Origin of the sequence: Massilimicrobiota sp. SW1139 (assembly GCF_012027715.1) — a bacterium.
Lineage (GTDB): Bacteria > Bacillota_I > Bacilli_A > Erysipelotrichales > Coprobacillaceae > Allocoprobacillus > Allocoprobacillus merdigallinarum.
Genome location: NZ_SJOR01000002.1, coordinates 114246 through 136355, shown reverse-complemented (window position 1 = coordinate 136355; position 22110 = coordinate 114246). Strand labels below are relative to the sequence as shown.

At 31.4% G+C, this 22110-nt stretch carries 21 protein-coding genes, 1 pseudogene and 1 riboswitch; of the genes and pseudogenes, 20 read left to right on the top strand and 2 right to left on the bottom strand.

Features of this window, described 5'->3' with window-relative positions; translation table 11 throughout:
* Positions 1-42: 42 nt before the first annotated feature.
* Positions 43-89, bottom strand: a riboswitch (PreQ1 riboswitch).
* 125 nt (positions 90-214) lie between these two features.
* Positions 215-1033: a phosphate ABC transporter substrate-binding protein gene (locus E0K96_RS01995; RefSeq protein WP_168080794.1), complete on the bottom strand. Its 819-nt coding sequence runs from the start codon at positions 1031-1033 to the stop codon at positions 215-217.
* Between the two features lie 227 nt (positions 1034-1260).
* Between E0K96_RS01995 and E0K96_RS01990 the strand changes: the two genes are divergently transcribed.
* The 16 genes and pseudogenes from E0K96_RS01990 to E0K96_RS01915 all read left to right on the top strand — a co-directional run bounded on the left by E0K96_RS01990 (position 1261) and on the right by E0K96_RS01915 (position 17371).
* Entirely contained in the window at positions 1261-2028 is a 768-nt protein-coding gene (locus E0K96_RS01990) for a formate/nitrite transporter family protein (protein WP_168080792.1), read from the top strand.
* Between the two features lie 194 nt (positions 2029-2222).
* Positions 2223-2384: pseudogene (locus E0K96_RS01985) on the top strand (hypothetical protein); the annotation flags it as partial.
* 208 nt (positions 2385-2592) lie between these two features.
* On the top strand, positions 2593-2904 hold the full coding sequence (locus E0K96_RS01980; protein WP_087244114.1) for a hypothetical protein: 312 nt from the start codon (positions 2593-2595) through the stop codon (positions 2902-2904).
* A 15-nt stretch (positions 2905-2919) separates the two neighbouring features.
* Positions 2920-3957, top strand: coding sequence for a V0D/AC39 family V-type ATPase subunit (locus tag E0K96_RS01975; protein ID WP_087296820.1), 1038 nt, complete (start codon positions 2920-2922; stop codon positions 3955-3957).
* An 11-nt stretch (positions 3958-3968) separates the two neighbouring features.
* Positions 3969-5495, top strand: a complete 1527-nt coding sequence (locus tag E0K96_RS01970; protein ID WP_168080788.1) for a V-type ATP synthase subunit I — start codon at positions 3969-3971, stop codon at positions 5493-5495.
* A gap of 15 nt (positions 5496-5510) precedes the next feature.
* On the top strand, positions 5511-7436 hold the full coding sequence (locus tag E0K96_RS01965; protein WP_129738119.1) for a V-type ATP synthase subunit I: 1926 nt from the start codon (positions 5511-5513) through the stop codon (positions 7434-7436).
* A 27-nt stretch (positions 7437-7463) separates the two neighbouring features.
* Positions 7464-7889 (top strand): ATP synthase subunit C, encoded by a 426-nt coding sequence (locus E0K96_RS01960; protein WP_087296817.1) that lies wholly within the window; start codon positions 7464-7466, stop codon positions 7887-7889.
* A 24-nt stretch (positions 7890-7913) separates the two neighbouring features.
* Positions 7914-8222, top strand: coding sequence for a V-type ATP synthase subunit F (locus E0K96_RS01955; RefSeq protein ID WP_087244118.1), 309 nt, complete (start codon positions 7914-7916; stop codon positions 8220-8222).
* A 12-nt stretch (positions 8223-8234) separates the two neighbouring features.
* A complete protein-coding gene (locus E0K96_RS01950) occupies positions 8235-8831 on the top strand; it encodes a V-type ATP synthase subunit E (protein WP_168080786.1) in 597 nt (198 codons plus the stop codon).
* A gap of 17 nt (positions 8832-8848) precedes the next feature.
* On the top strand, positions 8849-10600 hold the full coding sequence (locus E0K96_RS01945) for a V-type ATP synthase subunit A (RefSeq protein ID WP_168080784.1): 1752 nt from the start codon (positions 8849-8851) through the stop codon (positions 10598-10600).
* 14 nt (positions 10601-10614) lie between these two features.
* Positions 10615-12063, top strand: coding sequence for a V-type ATP synthase subunit B (locus E0K96_RS01940; RefSeq protein ID WP_168080782.1), 1449 nt, complete (start codon positions 10615-10617; stop codon positions 12061-12063).
* Positions 12056-12700, top strand: a complete 645-nt coding sequence (locus tag E0K96_RS01935; protein WP_087244122.1) for a V-type ATP synthase subunit D — start codon at positions 12056-12058, stop codon at positions 12698-12700. The genes E0K96_RS01940 and E0K96_RS01935 overlap by 8 nt, the downstream gene beginning before the upstream one ends.
* Positions 12701-13141: 441 nt before the next feature.
* On the top strand, positions 13142-13828 hold the full coding sequence (locus E0K96_RS01930) for an AlbA family DNA-binding domain-containing protein (protein ID WP_168080780.1): 687 nt from the start codon (positions 13142-13144) through the stop codon (positions 13826-13828).
* Positions 13791-14603, top strand: coding sequence for an ATP-binding protein (locus E0K96_RS01925; RefSeq protein ID WP_168080778.1), 813 nt, complete (start codon positions 13791-13793; stop codon positions 14601-14603). Before E0K96_RS01930 ends, E0K96_RS01925 begins: the two co-directional genes overlap by 38 nt.
* Before the next feature lie 460 nt (positions 14604-15063).
* Positions 15064-15474, top strand: coding sequence for a hypothetical protein (locus E0K96_RS01920; protein ID WP_168080776.1), 411 nt, complete (start codon positions 15064-15066; stop codon positions 15472-15474).
* A gap of 25 nt (positions 15475-15499) precedes the next feature.
* Positions 15500-17371 carry a glycerophosphodiester phosphodiesterase family protein gene (locus E0K96_RS01915; RefSeq protein ID WP_168080774.1) on the top strand — a complete coding sequence of 624 codons (1872 nt, stop codon included), beginning with the start codon at positions 15500-15502 and terminating at the stop codon, positions 17369-17371.
* Here E0K96_RS01915 and asnB read toward each other — a convergent pair.
* On the bottom strand, positions 17368-19164 hold the full coding sequence (gene asnB / locus E0K96_RS01910) for an asparagine synthase (glutamine-hydrolyzing) (RefSeq protein WP_168080772.1): 1797 nt from the start codon (positions 19162-19164) through the stop codon (positions 17368-17370). The genes E0K96_RS01915 and asnB overlap by 4 nt on opposite strands.
* Before the next feature lie 124 nt (positions 19165-19288).
* Between asnB and E0K96_RS01905 the strand changes: the two genes are divergently transcribed.
* From E0K96_RS01905 to E0K96_RS01890, 4 genes are all read left to right on the top strand, one after another.
* Positions 19289-20425 (top strand): helicase-related protein, encoded by a 1137-nt coding sequence (locus E0K96_RS01905; RefSeq protein WP_168080770.1) that lies wholly within the window; start codon positions 19289-19291, stop codon positions 20423-20425.
* Entirely contained in the window at positions 20383-21024 is a 642-nt protein-coding gene (locus tag E0K96_RS01900) for a ComF family protein (RefSeq protein WP_168080768.1), read from the top strand. Before E0K96_RS01905 ends, E0K96_RS01900 begins: the two co-directional genes overlap by 43 nt.
* Positions 21025-21115: 91 nt before the next feature.
* Entirely contained in the window at positions 21116-21733 is a 618-nt protein-coding gene (locus tag E0K96_RS01895) for a flavodoxin family protein (protein ID WP_168080766.1), read from the top strand.
* Between the two features lie 143 nt (positions 21734-21876).
* Positions 21877-22074, top strand: coding sequence for a cold-shock protein (locus E0K96_RS01890; RefSeq protein ID WP_087244131.1), 198 nt, complete (start codon positions 21877-21879; stop codon positions 22072-22074).
* The last annotated feature ends 36 nt before the right edge of the window (positions 22075-22110 follow it).

Below are 22110 nucleotides of genomic sequence, written 5' to 3'. Positions count from 1 at the left end.
AAAAAACAGTTAGAAGCCAGAAAAGAGATGGTGAGCCATCTCTTTTCCTTAGTTTTTTATACTGGGTTTGGCTCTCGAACCAGTGTATGAACGATATTTAGTATATAAAAGATAAATATAAGTGTCAATATCATAGCCACTTTTTTTATCAATGACAAAATAAAAAAGAGAGTCTTATCTTCAATATTGAAAATAAGACTCTCTTATTGATTCTTTATTCAACAACAGGAACAAGACCAACAGCACGTATGATTTTTTGTCCGTCTTCACTTTGAATGAATTGGAAAAGATGTTGAATATTTTCATTTTGCTGACTGATAGCTCCTCTAGTTGCCATCACAAATGGTCTTTGTAAAGAATATTGTCCATTTTGAATTGTTTCTTCACTGGCTTGAACACCATCAATAGATAGTGGTTTTACTGTTTCATCAATAACATCTAATGATACATAACCAATAGCCCCAGGAATAGATTGGACTTTCGCAATGATGGGACCAGTTTCATTGATTTCATTGGCATATTGACATTGTTCTTCAATATTCAATATTTCTTCAAAAGCGCTACGTGTCCCAGAACCAGATTCACGACCAATCACAACAATAGGAAGATCTTCTCCTCCAACTTCTTTCCAGTTACGAATTTTTCCTTTATAAATATCTATTAACTGTTGAGTTGTTAAGTTATCGACTTTATTTTGTGTATCTGTCACAATCACAATCGCATCAATAGCTACAATATTTTCTGTTAAACCTTTTTCTTTTTCAGCATCTTTGAGATAACGAGAAGAATTACCAATATCAGCAGTTCCATTGAGAACAGCTTCAATCCCAGCACTTGAACCAGTGAACTGTGGTTCTAGCGATAATTCTGGATAATTTTCTTCAATGCCTTCTTTAATAGCATTGATCATTTTCTCCATAGATGTTGAACCATTTAAACTGATTTTTTGTGTTTCTATATCAGCATTGGCTGAAAATCCAAGAAATGCTAAACAAACTATAAAGACTATAACTAATATTCCAAACTTTTTCATTATTGATTCCATCCTTTATTTTTAATCACTCATACTTTAACAAATTTCTTGTAAACTATCGTTAATATTACATATATATTATGTTAAGTTTATGTAAAGTTTTAACACAAACTTAAAAAAATATTTACATTGAAGCCAAAGAAAGAACTTTTTAGAAAAACATGGAAAAAGTTTTGCCTTTTTTTGTCGTATCTTATATAATGTTTTTGGTTTAAAGGAGAGGGACTATGATTGGTGATATTGAAACACTTTGTAAATTAGCAAATATTAAAATCAATTTAATGAAAACAGATCCAAAACGTTTCTTTGTAAGAGCATTTATGGCAGGAGCTTATTTAGGATTGGCTGCTATTTTATCTTATACATTAGGGGCTATGTTAAGTGAACATAGTGTTGTTGGAAAGATCGCTGTGGCTGCGTCTTTTGGAATTGGTTTAGTAGCTATTGTTTATCTAGGTGCTGAATTATTTACTGGAAATTGTTTTGTAACAATCATGCCTGTACTAAGAGGTGACATGAAATTAAGAGAGATTATGCCAATGTGGGTTGTCTGTTATATAGGAAATATGATTGGTATATCTTTGATTTGTTTCTTATTTATTAAAAGTGGTGCTCAAGAAGCGATTATGCAACCTTATTTAAAGGGAATTATGGAATCTAAGTTAAATTTTGATGTCATTGATTTATTAATCAAAGGAATTTTGTGTAACTTCGTTGTTTGTGTTGCAGCATATTCAGGAGTTAAGATTAAAGATGAAACAGCAAGATTAATTGTGATTATGATTTTGGTTATGACATTTGTTTTACCAGGATTTGAACACTGTATTGCAAATGGTGGTATTTTTACAATGGGAATCACACAGCTAGGTTCAACAATTGACTGGTCAATGCTTCCACTACATATGCTCATATCAACACTTGGAAATATTATAGGTGGTAGTGTTTTATTGGCTGTACCTATTTATATTATGTTTAGAACACCTCAAACAAAATAAACACAATAAAAACTGTAACAGGACTTTGAGACATGTTACAGTTTTTTTATGATTAAAAGTGAATTGAAATGTTGTTTAATTTCTATTGCAAATGTTTATGAAGGAATGGAAGTATCTATCAGAATTTTTTGATTGATAGAATTCAAAAATCATATTTATCTATTGAATGAGTAACAAAGCAAGTAAACGTTCATCATATCAATGATGCTATGGCTATTGTTGTTTTTGAATATCAGACACAATATATCAAAAGAGATACCCGTGAGCCTTATGGAATACAAGGCCTAGAAACACAGGTGATTGTGAAAGAAAATCAACAATGGAAACGACAACATGTTCATTATTCTAAGGCTTAATGAAAATATCATATATGATAGGAAAGTTAAAAAATATTGATGAAATGAGTGAAAAATATACTTGAACAACTTTTTTATCATAATAAGAAAAATTGATAAGATATAACTGTTTTTTATTCTTTTTTACAAAGTACTGTTTTGCTTGAAATGTTAAAAAAATAGGAGTAAACTATGTGAGAATAAATGATTAAAGTGAGGAGGGATTATTTTGGACAAAATTATTGATGATATTGTTTCAGTAGATTTAGAGTGTTCAAAAAGGGTTGAAGAAGCTAAGAAGAAAAAACAAGATGTTCAAGCCAATATGAATGCTAAGAAAAAAGAAATCTATGATTCTTTTGTCAAAGAATATCAAGTGAAAATTGATGCTCATAAAAAAGAATTAGAAGCAAAGATTCAAGAAACAAGAGTCAAAAATGAACAAGAGTACAAAGAATCACTAAATCAGCTCTCTAGTCTTTACGAAAAGAATAAAGATGAGTGGGTTTCTACCATTGTTAATCGTTGTAAAGAAATATAGAGAAGAGGTGAGCGTATGAGTTCTTTTTCATCAAATGCTATTCTTGCCAAAGCTCGTTCTATGTATTCACATAGATTAACTGAACAAAATTATGAAGAGCTTTTAAAAAGAAGAAGCATTAATGATTTAGTTGCTTATTTAAAAAGTGAAACAGCTTATAGTGGTATATTAGCTGATTTAAAAGAAGTGAATATTCATCGTGGTCAGTTAGAAGCTTTATTAAATAAAGAAATCTTTTTAAGACTTGATCGTTTGATGAGATTTGCTTCAAAAAAGGAATTAGAATTTTATCGCTTAGGTGTTATGGAATTAGAGATTCAATTGATTTTAACAAAAGCAAGATTGATTGTATCTGATTATTACACAGGTTATGAAATTGAAATTCCAGAATATTTGAATAAATATGCAAGCTTTGATCTATATGGTTTATTGGCTATTAATGATTATGATAGTTTGTTATTTTTATTAAAAGGAACAAAGTATTATGATGCATTACTCAAATATAAGCCTGAAGATGATGAAAGATTTGATTCTAATATGTTAGAGTTAGAATTAAAGCATATTTATTATGCGCAGTATGTTGATGTCGTTAATAAGCTGTATAGAGGAAAAAAACGTAAAGATTTATTAACAATGATCAATACATCTATAGAATTACAGAATATTACAAAGATATATCGTCTAAAGAAATATTTCAATGCCACACCAGATCAAATTAGAGAAACATTATTTATGGAATATAGCCGTATTCCAAAAAGTGTTATGTATGAACTGATTGAAACAAAGGATGCCAGTGAGTTTTTAAGAAAACTAGCTGAGTCACCTTATAAATTATATGTAGATGATCATGAATTTGTATATATTGAATATTATACAGAAAAGATCAGATATAATTTAGCCAGACGTTTCATGAGATTTTCAACAGACAGTGCATTGGTTTATATGACATATAAAATTGTATATCAAGTAGAAATTGATAATCTTAAACATATTATTGAAGGTTTAAGATATGGAGAGGCACCGAGTCAGATTGAAGCGATGCTCATCTATTAGGGGGACAAGATATGGCTATAGAAGAAATGATATTGTTAAATATGACTTTTGATCGTCATGATTTGGATCAGGTCTTATTTACACTCAAAGATTCCAAGTACTTTTATCCTCAACCTGCTTCAAAGATTGTCAATAATGTTAAAGGGGTACATGCATTACAGGAAGATAATGCCTATACAAAATTATTGGATCGTTTGATTCAGGTTGCATCTGATATGAAGTTGGATTTGAATAAAGATTTGGCTCCTGATAAAACATTAAATCTTGATCAGACAGATCAATATTTAAGTGATTTAGAAGCTCAAATCAAAAATATCAAAGATGTTCAAGATCAATTGATTACTGAAAAAGATGAAAATGAAAAAACATTAGAAATCTTAACAAGATTAACATTGAGTGATGTGGATCTTGATCATTTATTGAATTGTCAATATGTAAAAGCCAGATTTGGACGTTTTCATAGACAAAATCTTGATAAAATTAAATATTATGAAGGTCGACCATTTATTTTTAATAAATTAGGTGAAGACCGTCAGTATGTATATTGTTGTTATATTGTTACAAATAACTTATTGCTGGAAGTAGACAATATATTTAAAGCGTTAGGATTTGAAGAAATAGTGATTCCTTCATTTGTACATGGGAAAGTCAATGATGCAAAAAAGGAATTAGAAGAAGAAGTTCATGCGATGACTGAATATATCTTACGCATGGATCAAAAGATGACAATTTTAAGAGAAACACACAAAGTTGATTTGTTGAAACTTTATTCAACAGGATTATTCTTACAAAGAATAGAATCATTTAAAGTCTTTGTTGTGGATTTCCAAAGTAAGTGTGCAATTTATGGATTTATTCCAAAACGTATGATTGAAGAATTCAAAGATATGTTAAAACATATCAACGGTATGGAGTATCAGGAACTACCAGCTGATATTTTAGATCATCAGCAAGTTGTGGCTCCAACAGTTGTACACAATGCGAAAATTGTCAGACCATTTGAAATGCTAAGTAAAGTGAAGCAATCAGATAAGATTGATACAACAATCGCTATTGCAGTACTTTATTATGCAGTCTTTATTATCTTTTTGGGGGACTTAGGAGTTGGAGCTATACTTGCGTTGCTTGGACTTCTTATGAGAAAGAAAAAAATGGGAAATTTATTTCTTTCACTTGGTGTAGCAGCACTGCTTGGAGGACTTATTTATGGAGATGTTTTCTATACAATCAGTCTTTATCCAGCCATAGCATTACCATTGTCAACAGTTTATAAACTTGTTGATGGAATTATTCTTTTGATTGTTGGAACTTTTACAATTGGTGCATTTAAGAAAATGTATCTACAAGATTCAACAATGGAGAAAGTCCTTTCCATGAAGGGAATTTGTGGTTTGATTATTGTTTATGCACTTCTTGTGTATTTTGGTTGTGTGTATGAAGCACATATTAATTTACCAATCATGCCATTTGCTATTGTGATTGTTGCTTGCCTTGTGTTTGTTTTGGCAAAGTCAATTTTAAAGAAAAAAGCAGAATAAGGAAGGGAGAAATATATGGCAATAGCAAAATTAAAGCTTTTGGAAATTGAATTTCCAGCACAGCAGTATGATGCCGTGTTATTAAAGCTCATTAATCTTGATAATTTTCATCCCGAGCCAGCTTCAAAATTTGCTGATTCAGTACAAGGGTTATCGGTTTTAAATCGTGAAAATCCATATGCTGATTTAATCGCAAGAATGGAAGAAGCAAGGGATAAATATCATCTTCAATTAAAATGTGCTGATGTTGATAATGTTCGTATGAATATTATTCAAGCTGATACATTTTTCTGTAATGTATTAGAAAAAGCTGCACAGATTGAAAAAGTCAAAGAAGATTTACTCGCAATGATTCAAGAGAATGAAGCAACAATCTCTCAATTAGAGCATATGATTGATGCAAATATTGATTTTGATAGATTATTCTCTTGTAAATATTTACAAATTCGTTTTGGTCGTTTACCAACAATGAATTTAGATAAATTAAAATATTATGGAGAACAGAAATTCTTATTTAAAGTTCTTCATAAAGGAACAAAAGAAACTTATTGTAGTTATATTTCAACAGCTGATAATGCTCCTGAAATTGATAACATTTTCTCTTCATTATATTTTGAACGTATTCATATTCCTGAATTCGTTCATGGTAAACCAAAAGAAGCATTAGAAGTTTTAAAAGAAGAAGATGACACAGCTAAACAATATATTCAGGTTCTTGATTCAAGAATTGAAAAATTGTTTAGTGAAAATATGGAAGAAATGAATCATATTTATTCTATTTCTAAGAAATTAAATGAAACATATGATGCTCAAAAATATGTTGTTGTCTTTGGTAAAAATGCTGCCGTTTATGGTTTTGCTGAAGAAAAAGATGCAAAGAATATCAAAGAAGAATTTGAAAAGTTAGATGATGTCAAAGTGGAAATCAGTTCACCAATGAGTGATTCACGTTTGACACCACCAACAAAACTTAAAAATAACTGGTTTTCAAGACCGTTTAGAATGTTTGTTGAAATGTATGGTGTTCCATCATATACCGACTTTGATCCAACAAACTTAGTTGCGATTACATATACTTTCTTATTTGGTATGATGTTCGGTGATGTTGGACAAGGGATTGTTTTATCATTAGTTGGATACTTCTTCTATAAATGGAAAGGTATGCAGCTAGGAGCTGTAGGAGTACGTTTAGGTATTTCAAGTACAATCTTTGGATTTGTTTTTGGATCTATCTTTGGTAGTGAAGCATTGTTTGAGCATTTTATGGAACCAATGTTTTTGCCGATGGAATCAGAAAATACGATGACATTATTGATGGCGGCCATTGCGACAGGGGTTGTATTGATTATTATTTCTATCGCATTTAATATCTTCTTAAATCTTAAGAAGAAAAACTGGGGAGAAATGTTATTCTCTCAAAATGGTGTAGCTGGACTTGTGTTCTATGTTTCAGTCTTATTATTAGTTGCCAATATGCTTGTAGGAATGAATTTACCACTTGGAGGACCAGTCTATATTGCATTGTTGATTGCGATGCCAGTGGTGATGATTTTCCTAAAAGAACCATTATGTCATAAACTTGAAGGAGAAAAGATGTTCCCACATGGTTTTGGAGCATTCTTTACAGAAGCCTTCTTTGAATTATTTGAAGTTATGCTGACATTCATTGCCAATACAATGTCATTCTTACGTGTTGGTGGATTCGTCTTATCACATGCTGGGATGATGATGGTTGTCTACACATTAGCTGAAATGGTTGCTGGTGGTCCAGAAATTATTAATTTTGGATATATTTTAGTCGCTATTATTGGTAATATCTTCGTTATGTGTCTAGAAGGTATGATTGTTGGTATTCAGGTATTACGTCTAGAGTTCTATGAAATGTTCTCTCGTTACTATGAAGGAAAGGGAAAACCTTTTCAATCAATTAAAGAAAAATAAAAAAGAAATATTTGGAGGAAAAAAATTATGAATTTAGTTATGTTTATTTTACCTGCTATTGCTGTTGTTTTATTATCTTTACCATTAGTGAGAATGTTTACTTCTAAAGTAAGCAAAGAAAGTGCAAAATGGCGTTTAATGACTCATATTGGAGGATTCTTTGGAGCTGTTGCTTTAACTTTATGTTTATCAATGGGTTCTGCATTCGCAGCTGAAGGTGCTTCTATTGTTGGTACAGTTGCTCAAGGTATGGGATTTCTAGCTGCTGCATTAGCAACTGGATGTTCTGCATTAGGTGCAGGTATTGCCGTTGCTGCTGCTGCTCCTGCTGCTATTGGAGCTTTCTCTGAAAATGATAACAACTTCGGTAAAGCATTGATTTTCGTTGCCTTAGGTGAAGGGGTTGCCATTTACGGGTTATTAATTTCAATCTTAATTATCAACGCTTTATAATTTTTATAAGAAAGGTCTGATTATATGAAATTTTTCTTAATCAGCGATAATATTGATACATTAATGGGACTAAGACTTGTAGGTATTGAAGGTGTGGTTGTGCATACAAGAAAAGATTTTCTTGAAGTTTTACAGTCAAAGATGAGAGATTCATCCATTGCCATTATCTTAGTGACTACAAAATTAGTTGATATGTGTCCAGATATTATATCAGAGATTAAATTAAAACAACAAAAACCACTCATTACAGAAATACCTGACCGTCATGGAAATTCTAAGATTGGTGAAACAATCGACGGTTATGTATCTGAAGCTATTGGAGTGAAATTATAGGAGAGATAGATTATGCAAAATATTGATCAAGTATTTCTCTATATGAAAGATGAAATTGAAAGACAGGCAAAAAGCGAAGAACAGGCAATTTTAAATGAAGTGAAAGCTCTTGAAGATGAAGCTTATGAATCTATGAAAGCAGAAGCGAAAAGAGATGCTGATTTAAAATTGAAACAGGAAGAAGAAGAAATGAGTTCTAATGCTTCTGCAGAAATTTCTGAAAGTCATATTGAAAGAACAAAAAAATTAATTGAAAAAAGAGATGAATATGTGAAAAACATCTTTGATCAGGCACGTGATGAATTAAAAGCTTTTGTCAAAAGTGATGAATATTTACCTTTTGTAGAAGCAAAAATTCAACGTGTTGCTGAAAATTTTAAAGATTCACAATCTATCATGTATGTATCTCATGATGATTTCAAAAACAAAGATGCGTTTGTGAAAGCTTTTGGAACTGATATTGAAGTTCAAGCAAGTGATGATATTCAAATTGGTGGATTTATTCTTGAAAATAAAGCATCTTCTTTAGTTGTTGATGAAACTTTAGATTTTGCTTTAAATAATCAAAAAGATTGGTTTAATAAAAATTCTGGATTAATTATTAGATAGAAACGGGAGGTATGAGTGTGAATGAAAATGTAATTTATTCAATCAATGGTCCCGTTGTTACAGTCAAAGATACAAATGCCTTTTCTATGTTAGAAATGGTTTATGTTGGTAATGCGAGATTGATTGGAGAAGTTATCTCTATCAAAAAAGAATTAACAACAATTCAGGTTTATGAAACAACAACAGGATTAAAACCAGGAGAACCTGTGTATGGAACTGGACAACCTATTTCTGTTACTTTAGGTCCTGGTATCTTAAGAAATATTTTTGATGGGATTGAAAGACCACTAGAAGAAATTGCAAAAGAATCTGGTGCTTTCATTCCAACTGGTAGCCATGTTGATCCATTGGATAAAAATAAATTATGGGATGTGACAATGGTTGCGAAAGTTGGTGATGAAGTCAAAGGTGGAGATATTTATGCTACAATTCCTGAAACTGACTTAATCACTCATAAATGTATGGTATCACCATATACAAAAGGAAAAGTTATTGAAGTGGCTCCATCTGGACAATACAAAATTGATGATGTTGTCATGAAAATTGAAACGGCAGATGGTGAAATTGTGGAATGTACATTAACACAAAAATGGCCTATCAAACAGGCAAGACCGGTTACAAAACGTTTACCAATTTCAATGCCACTAGTGACAGGACAACGTGTTATTGATACATTGTTCCCAATTGCTAAAGGTGGAACAGCTGCTATTCCAGGAGGATTCGGTACTGGAAAAACAATGACTCAGCACCAATTAGCAAAATGGTGTGATGCGGATATTATTGTTTATGTAGGTTGTGGAGAACGTGGTAACGAAATGACTCAGGTTCTTGAAGAATTTAGAGAATTGATTGACCCTAAATCTAACAAACCTTTAACAGACAGAACAGTATTGATTGCTAATACTTCTAACATGCCAGTTGCGGCTCGTGAAGCTTCTATTTATACAGGGGTTACACTTGCTGAATATTATCGTGATATGGGATATCATGTCGCTATCATGGCTGATTCAACTTCTCGTTGGGCAGAAGCATTACGTGAAATTTCTGGACGTTTGGAAGAAATGCCTGCTGAAGAAGGATTCCCAGCATACTTGCCATCACGTTTATCACAATTCTATGAACGTGCTGGATATATGAATAACTTAAATGGAACAAAAGGTTCAGTCACAATCATTGGTGCCGTATCACCACAAGGTTCTGACTTCTCTGAACCAGTCACTCAAAATACAAAACGTTTCGTACGTACTTTCTGGGCATTGGATAAAGCTTTAGCTTATGCACGTCACTATTTTGCGATTAACTGGAATCAAAGTTATAGTGAATATATTCCTGATCTTGAAAGATGGTTCAATAAAAATGTTGATCCAAAATTCTTAAGAGATCGTCAGGAATTATCAAGTATTTTAGCTGAAGAAACAAAATTAATGGAAATTGTCAAATTAATGGGTTCTGATGTTTTACCAGATGATCAAAAATTAGTAATTGAAGTTGCTAAATTAGTACGTGTTGGTTACTTACAACAAAATGCATTCCATCCAGATGATACTTATGTACCATTAGAAAAACAATTAAAGATGATGGAAGTCATCTTATACTTATATAAACGTGGTAAAGAAGTTGTCAGTGCTGGAAAACCAATTCGTTTGATTTTGGAAACAGGTATTTTTGATAGAGTTGTCAAAATGAAATATGATGTTCCTAACAATAATTTAGCTTTATTTGATGATTATTATAAAGAAATTGATGAAGCAGTTGCATCTATTGACTAAAGGAGGAAAATGTTATGAGTCTACAATATGTAGGGTTGAACGAAATTAATGGTTCATTAGTCGTATTAGATCATGTTAAAGATGCTTCATATGACGAAATGGTCGAATTACAATTAAAAGATGGTTCAACTCGTTTAGGACGTATCGTTCAAATTGAAGGAGAAAGAGTTGTTGTACAGGTTTTTGAAGGAACAAACTCTTTATCTCTTGCCAATACAAAAACAAGATTATTAGGTCATCCAATGGAACTTCCTGTATCTAAGGAAATCTTAGGACGTGTGTTCTCTGGAGCAGGAAAACCAATTGATGGTCTTGGAGAAATCTATGCTGAAAAATCTATGGATATTAACGGTCAACCATTAAATCCAGTTGCTCGTGTTTATCCAAGAAACTATATTAACACTGGTATTTCATCTATTGACTGTTTAACAACTTTGATTCGTGGACAGAAATTACCAATCTTCTCAGGTTCAGGTTTACCACACAATCAATTAGCTGTACAAATCGTTAAACAGGCCAAAGTTAAAGATGATGATGGTAGTGGATTTGCAGTTGTCTTTGCGGCAATGGGTGTTACAAATGACGTTGCTGAATACTTCAGACGTTCTTTTGAAGAAGCTGGGGTTATGCAAAGAGTTGTGATGTTCTTGAACTTGTCTAATGACCCAATCATTGAACGTACATTAACACCACGTTGTGCTTTAACAGCAGCTGAATATTTAGCTTATGAACATGATATGCATGTTTTGGTTATTTATACTGATGTCACTTCTTATTGTGAAGCTTTACGTGAATTCTCTTCAAGTAAGGGAGAAATTCCTGGACGTAAAGGATATCCAGGATACTTATATTCTGACTTAGCTTCATTATATGAAAGAGCTGGTATTTCTAAATCAGCAAAAGGATCAGTGACACAAATTCCAATTTTAACAATGCCTAACAATGACATTACTCACCCAGTACCTGACTTAACTGGATATATCACTGAAGGTCAGATTACACTTGATTCTGAATTGAATTCAATGGGTATTTATCCACCTGTCAGTGTGCTTCCATCACTTTCACGTTTGATGAAAGATGGTATTGGTGAAGGATATACAAGAGCTGATCATTCAGATGTATCTAACCAGTTATTTGCAGCTTATGCACATGTTCAGGATGTTAAATCATTAACATCAGTTATTGGTGAAGATGAATTAACACCTGTTGATAGAAAATATATGGAATTTGGACGTTTATTTGAACAGCATTTCCTTAACCAAGGTTTCAATACAAACAGATCTATTGAAGAAACATTAGATTTAGGATGGACTTTATTATCTGTTCTTCCTAAGAATGAATTAGATCGTATTGATAATGAGGTGTTAGAACAATTCTATGATCATGAAAAGGCAGTAGCTCAATTTGATCTTCAAGAAGATACAATGATTAAAGAGTTACAGCAGGCAGTAGATAATGGCTAATCAGGTCTTTCCAACAAAAGGGAATTTGATTGCTACCAAAAAGTCATTAGAACTCGCATATTTGGGTTATGACTTGATGGATAAAAAAAGAAATGTTCTCATCAAGGAAATGATGAATTTATTAGATGATGTCAAATTGATCAGAGATGATATTACAGATTCTTATCAGAAAGCTTATTATGCTCTTCAGGAAGCGAACATGTCACTTGGTATTATCAGTGATATTGTAGAAGCTGTTCCTATTGATGAAGGATTGAGTGTGACTTATCGAAGCGTTATGGGAGTCGAAATTCCAAAAGTGAGTTATGAAAAAACACCTCTTCGTTTAGGATATGGTTTTGAAAGAGCAAACTCTAAAGTGGATTATGCATATAGATGTTTCTATCATGTTAAAGAATTAACTGTGAAATTAGCAGAAATAGAAAATGCTGTTTATCGTTTAGCCAATGCTATTCGTAAAACACAAAAACGTGCTAATGCTTTGCAAAACATTTCTATTCCTGAATTTGAAAGAACAGTGAAATTCATTAGTGAATCTTTAGATGAAAAAGATAGAGAAGAATTCTCTCGTCAAAAAGTCATCAAAACACAAAAAAATAAACAAGAAAGATTAAAGAAAGAACAAGGTCTTGAATGATCTTGTTCTTTTATCTATATAATAAAACTTATTAATTATTTGTGGATTAAAAAAGGGTTAGTGTAGTCATAATGTTAAAAAATTTTTGTATATGAGTATTGCTTGAAACTAAAAAACAAGAAGAAATGTTTGAGATTAAATGAAAAAATAATAATACCTTAAGATTATCTTTACATGATATGAAGTAATCTCAATTTTTAACTTTATTAAAGAAAAATCAATGAATACATATATAATCTATGATATAATTTTTTTATTAAATGAAATAATATTTGTATAGATAAAATTAATAATGAATAATGTTTATTCAAGGAGTAAAATAATGATTTATTAAAGAAGAAAGGATTATTGATATTGTACAATTATTTGATAATTTTGATTTATTTGACGATATGTTTTCAATAATTATAACGTATACTAATTAAGAAAGTGAGTGATTAGATGGATGCACAACAAGAGTATTATATAAGTTTAGTTAAAAGGTTAAGAAACTTACCTAATGAAAGAGAATGGCTTGAGTTCAAAGTGGATAACAATGATCCCAAAATTATAGGTGAATATATTTCAGCGTTAAGTCATTCTGCATCAATATGTGATAAGGATAAAGCGTATATAATTTGGGGAATTGAAGATAGAACACATGACATTGTTGGTACTCAATTTAAGCCTAAACAATTTAAGATTGGTAATGAGGAATTAGAAAATTGGTTATTTAGATTGTTAAAACCAAGAGTTGATTTCCATTTTGTTGAAGTTTCTATGAATGATAAAAACATTGTGATATTAGAAATTCCACATGCACATAGTCAACCTACGAGTTTTAAAGATGAAGAATATATTAGAGTGGGATCATATAAGAAGAAACTTAAAGATTTTCCAGAAAAAGAACGTAAATTATGGCTATCTTTTGAACAAAAACCTTTTGAACTTATGTTAGCTATAGAAAATATTTCTGCTTCTAAAGTTACTGAACTTTTAGATTGTGCTGCATATTACACTCTTATGGAATTACCTTTGCCAAGTCATCGAGATGGTATTATTCATAATATGATAGATGAACAATTTATTGTTGAAATGGATAATGGTCATTATGCTATCACAAACATGGGGGGCACTATTATTTGCTAAAAACATTAATGATTTTTCTCGTTTAAAACGTAAAGCCATCCGTGTTATTCAATATAAAGGAAGTAGTAGGACACAGGCATTAAGAGAACAGGTATTTACTAAGGGATATGCTATACAGTTTGATGATGTTACTGATTATGTAATGACATTAATTCCTCAAGAAGAAATTATAGAGGGCGGTCGTAGAGAAGAAAAGATTATGTTTCCTAGAAAAGCAATTAGAGAAATGATTGGAAATATGATTATTCATCAAGATTTAGCTGTGCATGGTAGTGGACCTATTTTAGAAGTTTTTGATACCAGAGTAGAAGCTTCAAATCCTGGAAGTTTATTGGTAGATATTGATCGTATTATTGATACTGCTCCGCATTCTAGAAATGAAAATATGGCTTCTTTTCTTAGAATAGTAAGAATCTGTGAAGAACGAGGAAGTGGATTTGATCGTATGGAAGAAGGAATGAATGAGCTAAAGATACCTGCACCAAAGGTTGAAACATCTGAGGATTTTACTCGTATTAAGTTATTCTGGTTTAATGATATAAGTGATTGGAAAAAAGATGATAGAATCAGAACATGTTATTTGTATACTTGTTATTGTTATATTAATGAAATAGATGTTTCTAATGCTGTTTTAAGAGAAAGATTTGGTGTGAGTTCCAACAAGAAAGCTATGATTTCCAAGATTATTAAGAGTACAATTGATGCTGGTTACATTAAAATATATGATGAAACAGCTTCTATGAAAATGAGACGTTATAAACCTTATTGGGCATAAATTTTTAGTTTCCATAAGTTTCCGATTTAACTTGATAAGTGATAATACATATTAGAAATCCTTGATTTTACAACAAAATTTCATATTAAAGTGAATTGTTTTAGTTTCCATAAGTTTCCAACCATAACTAATGATTAAAAAAATATTTGGTTTCTAGGAGAATATATTTTCCATGACCTGACGAGATAATACATTGGTACAGTTGTGGAGTTAGTTTGATTCCAATAGTTATCTTCTTAATGAAAAATGGGTATTTGTTTAAGGTGGAAGTCTTTTGAGAAGAGAGATAAAAAAATTAAATGAACAGCTTTGAGGGAAAGTTTTTTGTAAAGATTTAACAAAGAAAATAAAAGAAGGAACGAGGTCTTGAATGATCTTGTTTTTTTATTTTTAAGAAATATTAAGAATTTTTTAAGAAAATTTTAGAAGTGAAATATTATACTGATAATGGGTGATCAATATGAAAATAAAATTATTAATGACAGTGATATTTATCATAAGTTTATCAACAATGCTGATGGATTGGTTTGGTGGACAGAGAGGTGTTCAGGATATTTCTGGACTCATTTTATTAAATAATCCTATTGCAGTGGCATGTATAATTTTAACATTGATTGGGATATGGACACATTATGGTGAAACGAGTTATATGCTGATCTATGTTGGTTTAACAGGTATTATGATGATGGAAATTTATGAGTTTTTAACATGGCATATCCTCACCATTTCTGGTTCTTTTAATTTAGCATTAAGCTTTGATTGGTGTAATCCAGAGTTTTATATTGCTGTGATGAGTATGATAGCAACCCTTTTGATTTATAGATATTATTTTCAAAAAATGGATTTGACAAAGTCACAAGATTATGTATGATAAAGAAAAAGAGAGGGGGGGAGTTATGGTGCTTAAAGATAAAAAATATGATGCTTTAATAAAAAATGTTTTACAGTTTTCAATCTTCTATAAACTCATGATTCTCTTTTTCTTTAGTCCTTTATTAAGATTTATTTTAAAAGAATATTTGAGTCAAGTTTCAGTCAGTATTGCTTTTAATCAAAATATGATTGATGTTTTTTTATCTATTCCTGGAATCATCATTTTACTGGTACTATTATTAGCAATGATGCTTCTTGTTTATTATAATTTTTATGTTGTGATACAAATTGTCATATTAGAATATCGAAAGCAGTCTTATCATTTAAAAGATATTGTTTTAAAAAGCTTTCAAGATTTAAAAAATATACATAAACCAACGTTTATACTGAGTGGTTTATACCTTATTTTATTATTACCATTAGTTCATGTTGGGTATTTGAATAACTATATTCCTCGATGGAATATACCTCCTTTTATCTTTAAAGAATTACAGTTAACAGGGCTAGGACAAATACTGATCTTTTTTATATATATGCTTTATTATGGACTTTTCATAGTTATGATTTTTGTACCATTTTATTTGGTTATTGAACATGATTCATTGATCACAGCAGTTAAGAAAAGCTATCAGATGATTAAACAAATAACTTTTCATCAAAAAATACAGATTTTATTATGGATTGTCGTATGGGTAGTCATAGAAAATATAATGATGAGTCTTTTGCCTTATCCATTGTTACATAATCGAGATTTTAATATTTATTTTATTAAGTATTTTGTTCATTTTGCTTCATTTCGTTATAGTGTGATTCAATATATAATTGTCTTTTTATTATCCGTGATTGCAATGATATTCTTTTTAAGATTTCTGGCATCTCTATTTTGTCAATATGAAACGCATTTTATGACAATTCAGGATGTTCAGATGGATACAACCCGTTTACAACAGACATTAGCTAATATTCAAAATCATTTCACATCATTGATTGAAAAAATAAAACAGCGTGTTTTTCAAATTCAATGGATTCAGACTTATAAAAAAACGATTCGTTTGATTTGTATTGTCTGTGTGATTGTTGGAAGTTTCGTTTATTTGCATCAAGATTCAAGATTACATAAGCCTTATGTGATTGGGCATAGAGGTTCAGGATATGTCATAGAAAATACTTTTGAAGCTGTTGAAAATGCCAATCAGTGTGGCAGTGATTTTGCGGAAATTGATATTCAGCTTTCACAAGATCAAATTCCTGTTGTTTATCATGATACAACGATGTCTCGATTATCTGACTCTTCTTCACCTGTTTCAAAATTATCGGCTCAGGAATTTGAAAATCTATCTTTACATGACCAGGGATTAACGGCTAGTCCTATCACTTTAGAACATCTGATTCAAAAAATGCAGGAACAACAGTTAGATGTCAAATTACTGATTGAATTCAAGCCAACCAATGACAACTATCGAAAAATGGTAGATGAAGTTGTTAAAATTATACAAAAATATCATTTTGAATCACAAGCTATCTTTATGTCACTGCATTACCAAAGTGTTGCTTATTTACAGCATTTATATCCAAAGTGGTGGGTTGGTTATTGTATTTATGGAAGTATTGGTGATATAGATAATAGTATTTGGGATATGGATATAGATTTTTTAGCGATTGAAGAGAATCGTGCGAGTACATCTCTAATCCAAAAGGCAACATCTCAAATGATTCCTATTTATATATGGACGGTAGATAATAATAAGAAAATGAAACAGTATTTAGATATGGGAGTAAGTGGACTGATTACCAATTATCCTGATAAAGGTCGAAAAGCAATTGATGAATATCTCAAAGAACATCCATATTCTTATTATTATGAAGATATTGAAAAAGCAGGATACCCTGCTTAAAATTCAAGTTGAATATGATAAATTTTTCCCCATAAATAAATTTGATAGAAATAAGCCATAAGTTGTGGACCCATCATGAGTTGACCAAACCATGGTGCAGTGAAGCTTTGACCATGTGATTGAATGAAGTTTTCCAGTTTTGGAATATCAAAGAATTGAAATAAGAGATTAGAAGGATCCTTAAGGGATTCTTTTAATTTGTCTTCAATAAGTTTTTCATATAGAGGAGAATAAGTTTTAGGATATGGGTTTTTCTTTCGATGCACAATATCATTTGGTAAAAAATCAGCAAATGCCTGACGGAGAATACCTTTTTCTTCACCTTGATCAAACATATAGGCTTCAGGCATATTATAGAGATACTGTAAAATTTGAGTCGAAGCAAATGGAACACGGACTTCTAAGGAAGCACGCATGGTTTGACTGTCAGCACGTGTTAAAAGTGTTTGCATAAACCATTGTGTATTGAGATAGATAAGCTGTTTTTTACGATTGTCAGTATGAATTTCCTGTAGGGATTCCTGATAACGTTGAATAATATAGTCTTTAAGATTTAATTTTTGGACTTTTTCATTAAACATACTTAATCTCTGATCTAAATCACGCATCCAAGGAAAATAAGGCTGGTTGTAGAGTTCTTCTTTATAAAACCATGGATATCCTCCAAAGATTTCATCAGCACATTCACCTGATAATGTGACTTTATGTTCTTTTGAGATAGCTTTAGAAAACAGTAAAAAACTTGCATCAATATCCGCCATACCTGGCATATCTCTGGCAATGAGCGCTTCCCTTAAAGCCTCTATTAAATCAGTTTGTTTTAAAACAATAGAATGATGATGTGTTGCATAACGTGATACCATCTGTTGAATATAACTATCATCCATTGTTGTCTGATAATCATAGGCATGGAAATATTTATCCTGATCTTCATAAGTCACGCTGTAAGTCGAAAGTGGACGTACATATTGTGAAGTAATGGCTGTAATAATACTAGAATCCAGTCCACCAGATAACATGGTTGATAATGGAACATCACTTAATAATTGATGCTGGATGCTTTGAATGACAAGATGACGAACATGTTGAATCGTTTCAGTTAAATTTTCATCATGTGATTCATCATGAAGCTTCCAATAACATTGAATATGCAGTGTTTTTTGGAAATATAAGTAGTAGCCAGGTCTTAAAGCATATATATCTTTATAAAGTGTTAATCCTGGTGTTAAGCTTGGTCCCAGTCCTAATAATTCTTTCACACCATTTTCATCCACGACAGCTTTTCCAATATAGCTTAAAAGACTTTTGATTTCACTGGCAATGACAAGTGTGTCTTTTTGTAAGGTATAGTAAAGTGGTTTGACACCTAGTGGATCTCTGGCCGCAAAAAGCTTTTGTCCATCATCAATGACAAATGCAAAAATACCTTCAAATAAGTCCAGACAGTGTTCCTGATATTCAATATATGCAGCTAAAACAACTTCACTGTCACTCATTGTATGAAAAGTATAACCTAATTCAATCAGATGATTCTTGATTTGAGTCATATTATAGATTTCACCATTATAAGTCATACGATATGTTTTCTCATGATGGGTATAGAGAATAGGCTGATTGCCATTCTTTAAATCAATGATTGCTAAACGTGTATGTCCCATTAAACAATGTGGTGTCATCATATAGCCGATATGATCAGGACCACGTTTTTGCAGTAATTTTGTCATTGTCATGATTTTCTCATCATAATCAAATAAATGTTTTGAATAATTACAGATTGTTATAATACCACACATAGATTTCACCCCATACAATGTATGAATGGATTTAAAAAATATGAAACAAATCAGAGAAAAAAAGAAGACAAACTTGAGATTTTCAATGATGAATCTATGCTATGATACAGGTGGGTGATGAAAAGTGGAATGTCCAAGATGCCATAATCAAAATGTCAAACGCTTATATAAGCTTCATGGTAAGTATTATTGCCGACAATGTATAGCTTTTCATCGTGTTTGGGTAGATGAGCCATATACTCAAGATCATACACGTTTTCCTCCACAAAAAGTAAGATATTCTCTTGATTTTGAATTGTCAAAATCCCAACAGGATATATCTAGACAATTGGTTTACAATTATCAAAATCATTATCATTCTTTAGTCTTGGCAGTTTGTGGATCTGGCAAGACCGAAATTGTTTTTGAATTAATACAATATGCCTTACAAAGAGGGGATCGTGTATGTTTCTGTATTCCACGTAAAGAATTGGTTAAAGAGCTTTATCAAAGAATAAAAGAAGCTTTTCATCAAATAGATATTGGTCTGGTTTATGGTGGACATATTGAAAATATCAATGCACAATTGATAGTATGTACTATGCACCAGCTTTATCGTTTTGAAAAAAGTGGATTTCATTTGATGATAGCTGATGAAGTGGATGCCTTTCCATTTTATGGCAATCCTGTCTTACAACAAATTTTTATGCGTTGTTGTATAGGAAATTATGTTAAGTTAAGTGCTACATTTGTGAAAGAGGATATGGATGGTGAAGAATTACTAATTATGAATAGAAGATACCATGGCTATGATCTTCCAGTACCTCAACTGATCATTTGTCCTCATTGTTTACAAGTGTTATTGATTTCATTTTTGCTTAAGAAATGGAAAAAGAAAGTCATTGTTTTTGTACCACTCGTTCAAGATGTGGATAAACTGGCTTGTCAATTACAGTCTTATACACATTTAAGAGTTCGTGGTGTATCATCTATACACAAACATAATCAAGATAATCTGATGGCTTTAAAAAATGGCGATATTGATGTGATTGTTTCTACAACATTATTAGAACGTGGAATCACAATAGAAGATATACAGGTTATTGTTTATCATGGTGAACATGATTTATTTGATCGAAGAACACTGATTCAAATAGCAGGACGCGTGGGGCGTAAAATTTCTCATCCTCAAGGTCATGTTTACATATTATCAAATGAACATACCTCCTCTATTAGACAATGCATTCATACAATCAAAGATCTCAATCAGATGAGTGTCTGATTTGTCATGCGCCACTCCTGAAACAAATATCTTTAGCTCATCTTCTTTGCCCATTATCGCTTTGTCAAAACTGCTTATCACAATTTCGTGTTCTTGATATCCAGACAACTTTTCATCACTATCCTTTAAGGATTCTTTATGAATACAATGAATTTTTTAGAACACTTCTCTATCAGTATAAAGGACTCTATGATTATGCCCTCAAAGATGCGTTTCTTTGTACGTATTTATCCAAGTTCAAAACACAATATGATGAATATTTGATAGCAGTAGCCCCGAGTTCATCAGTCGAAAATGAAAAACGTGGTTTTGCTCCAATGGAAACCATAGCTTATACATTTTCACAACATGTGTTTACAGGATTATATAAAAAAGAAGCATATAAACAAAGTGGCTTATCATTTGAAGAGAGAAAAAATGTCGTTCATAAAATAGGTATTCATCATCCAGAAGAACTTCAAGGGAAAAAAGTTTTAATTTTTGATGATGTGATTACATCATCATCAACATTAACAGCTTGTCTATCTCTCATTAAGACAGGCCATCCTCAATGCATCGAATTATTAGTCTTATCAACAAAAAGCTTTCAAACAATATAAATGTACATTTCTTATAAAGAAGTGTACATTTTCATCATTTTCTATATGAGGAAAAAGTATTATAATAGAGTCAGAATAGGAGATGAAAACAATGAAAGTTCTTTTAATTAATGGTAGTCCTCGTCCAAGAGGTTGTACTTATACGGCATTGAATGAGGTTGCAAAAACATTAGAACAGGAAGGTATTGAAACAGAGATCATTCAAGTTGGTCAAAAAGATATTCGTGGTTGTATTGGTTGTCGTCAATGCAAAACAAATGGACAATGTGTTTTTGATGATGAAGTCAATGTAGTCGCAAAGAAATTTGCTGAAAGTGATGGCATTGTTATTGGCAGTCCTGTGTATTATGCCAGTGCCAATGGAACTCTGATTTCTTTTCTAGATCGTTTATTCTATAGTACTTTGGCAGATAAAACAATGAAAGTTGGAGCCGCCGTTGTCAGTGCCAGACGTGCTGGAACAACAGCTACTTTTGATGAATTGAATAAATACTTTACAATTTCTCAAATGCCAATTGTTTCTAGTCAATATTGGAATATGGTGCACGGCAATACACCTGAAGAAGTCCAACAGGATTTGGAAGGATTACAAACGATGCGTACTTTAGGTAAGAATATGGCTTTTCTTATCAAAAGTATTCAGTTAGGTAAAAAGCAGCTAGGATTGCCAGAAAAAGAAGAATCAGTTCATACAAACTTTATTCGCTAAAAAAATATAATTTCCAGGGAAATGACTATAAAAAAGATAAACTTTGATAGAAAGAAAAATGAAAGTCATCGACAGGATCTGCGTTCTTTTTTAAAATCAATCATTTATAATGGACACAACCATGAAGTAAAGGAGTTGTGAATATGCAAGGTAAAGTAAAATGGTTTAATGCTGAAAAAGGATTTGGGTTCATTGATCGTGGTGAAGGAAAAGATGTTTTTGTTCATTATAGTCAAATTATACAAGATGGATATAAATCTTTGAATGAAGGTGAACTGGTAGAGTTTGAGCTTTATTCAACAGAACGAGGTTTGCAAGCCAGACATGTTGTGAAAATTTGATGAAATTGAGATATGTAGAAAGCATATCTCTTTTTG

Excerpts from the sequence above, each read along its gene's own strand:
- E0K96_RS01900 (WP_168080768.1), top strand. The coding sequence starts at position 20,383 with ATGCATTCATACAATCAAAGATCTCAATCAGATGAGTGTCTGATTTGT.
- E0K96_RS01925 (WP_168080778.1), top strand. The coding sequence starts at position 13,791 with ATGCTATCACAAACATGGGGGGCACTATTATTTGCTAAAAACATTAAT.
- E0K96_RS01915 (WP_168080774.1), top strand. The coding sequence starts at position 15,500 with ATGGTGCTTAAAGATAAAAAATATGATGCTTTAATAAAAAATGTTTTA.
- E0K96_RS01895 (WP_168080766.1), top strand. The coding sequence starts at position 21,116 with ATGAAAGTTCTTTTAATTAATGGTAGTCCTCGTCCAAGAGGTTGTACT.
- E0K96_RS01930 (WP_168080780.1), top strand. The coding sequence starts at position 13,142 with ATGGATGCACAACAAGAGTATTATATAAGTTTAGTTAAAAGGTTAAGA.
- E0K96_RS01955 (WP_087244118.1), top strand. The coding sequence starts at position 7,914 with ATGAAATTTTTCTTAATCAGCGATAATATTGATACATTAATGGGACTA.
- asnB (WP_168080772.1), bottom strand. The coding sequence starts at position 19,164 with ATGTGTGGTATTATAACAATCTGTAATTATTCAAAACATTTATTTGAT.
- E0K96_RS01950 (WP_168080786.1), top strand. The coding sequence starts at position 8,235 with ATGCAAAATATTGATCAAGTATTTCTCTATATGAAAGATGAAATTGAA.
- E0K96_RS01960 (WP_087296817.1), top strand. The coding sequence starts at position 7,464 with ATGAATTTAGTTATGTTTATTTTACCTGCTATTGCTGTTGTTTTATTA.
- E0K96_RS01975 (WP_087296820.1), top strand. The coding sequence starts at position 2,920 with ATGAGTTCTTTTTCATCAAATGCTATTCTTGCCAAAGCTCGTTCTATG.
- E0K96_RS01935 (WP_087244122.1), top strand. The coding sequence starts at position 12,056 with ATGGCTAATCAGGTCTTTCCAACAAAAGGGAATTTGATTGCTACCAAA.
- E0K96_RS01920 (WP_168080776.1), top strand. The coding sequence starts at position 15,064 with ATGAAAATAAAATTATTAATGACAGTGATATTTATCATAAGTTTATCA.
- E0K96_RS01940 (WP_168080782.1), top strand. The coding sequence starts at position 10,615 with ATGAGTCTACAATATGTAGGGTTGAACGAAATTAATGGTTCATTAGTC.
- E0K96_RS01995 (WP_168080794.1), bottom strand. The coding sequence starts at position 1,033 with ATGAAAAAGTTTGGAATATTAGTTATAGTCTTTATAGTTTGTTTAGCA.
- E0K96_RS01890 (WP_087244131.1), top strand. The coding sequence starts at position 21,877 with ATGCAAGGTAAAGTAAAATGGTTTAATGCTGAAAAAGGATTTGGGTTC.
- E0K96_RS01970 (WP_168080788.1), top strand. The coding sequence starts at position 3,969 with ATGGCTATAGAAGAAATGATATTGTTAAATATGACTTTTGATCGTCAT.
- E0K96_RS01965 (WP_129738119.1), top strand. The coding sequence starts at position 5,511 with ATGGCAATAGCAAAATTAAAGCTTTTGGAAATTGAATTTCCAGCACAG.
- E0K96_RS01990 (WP_168080792.1), top strand. The coding sequence starts at position 1,261 with ATGATTGGTGATATTGAAACACTTTGTAAATTAGCAAATATTAAAATC.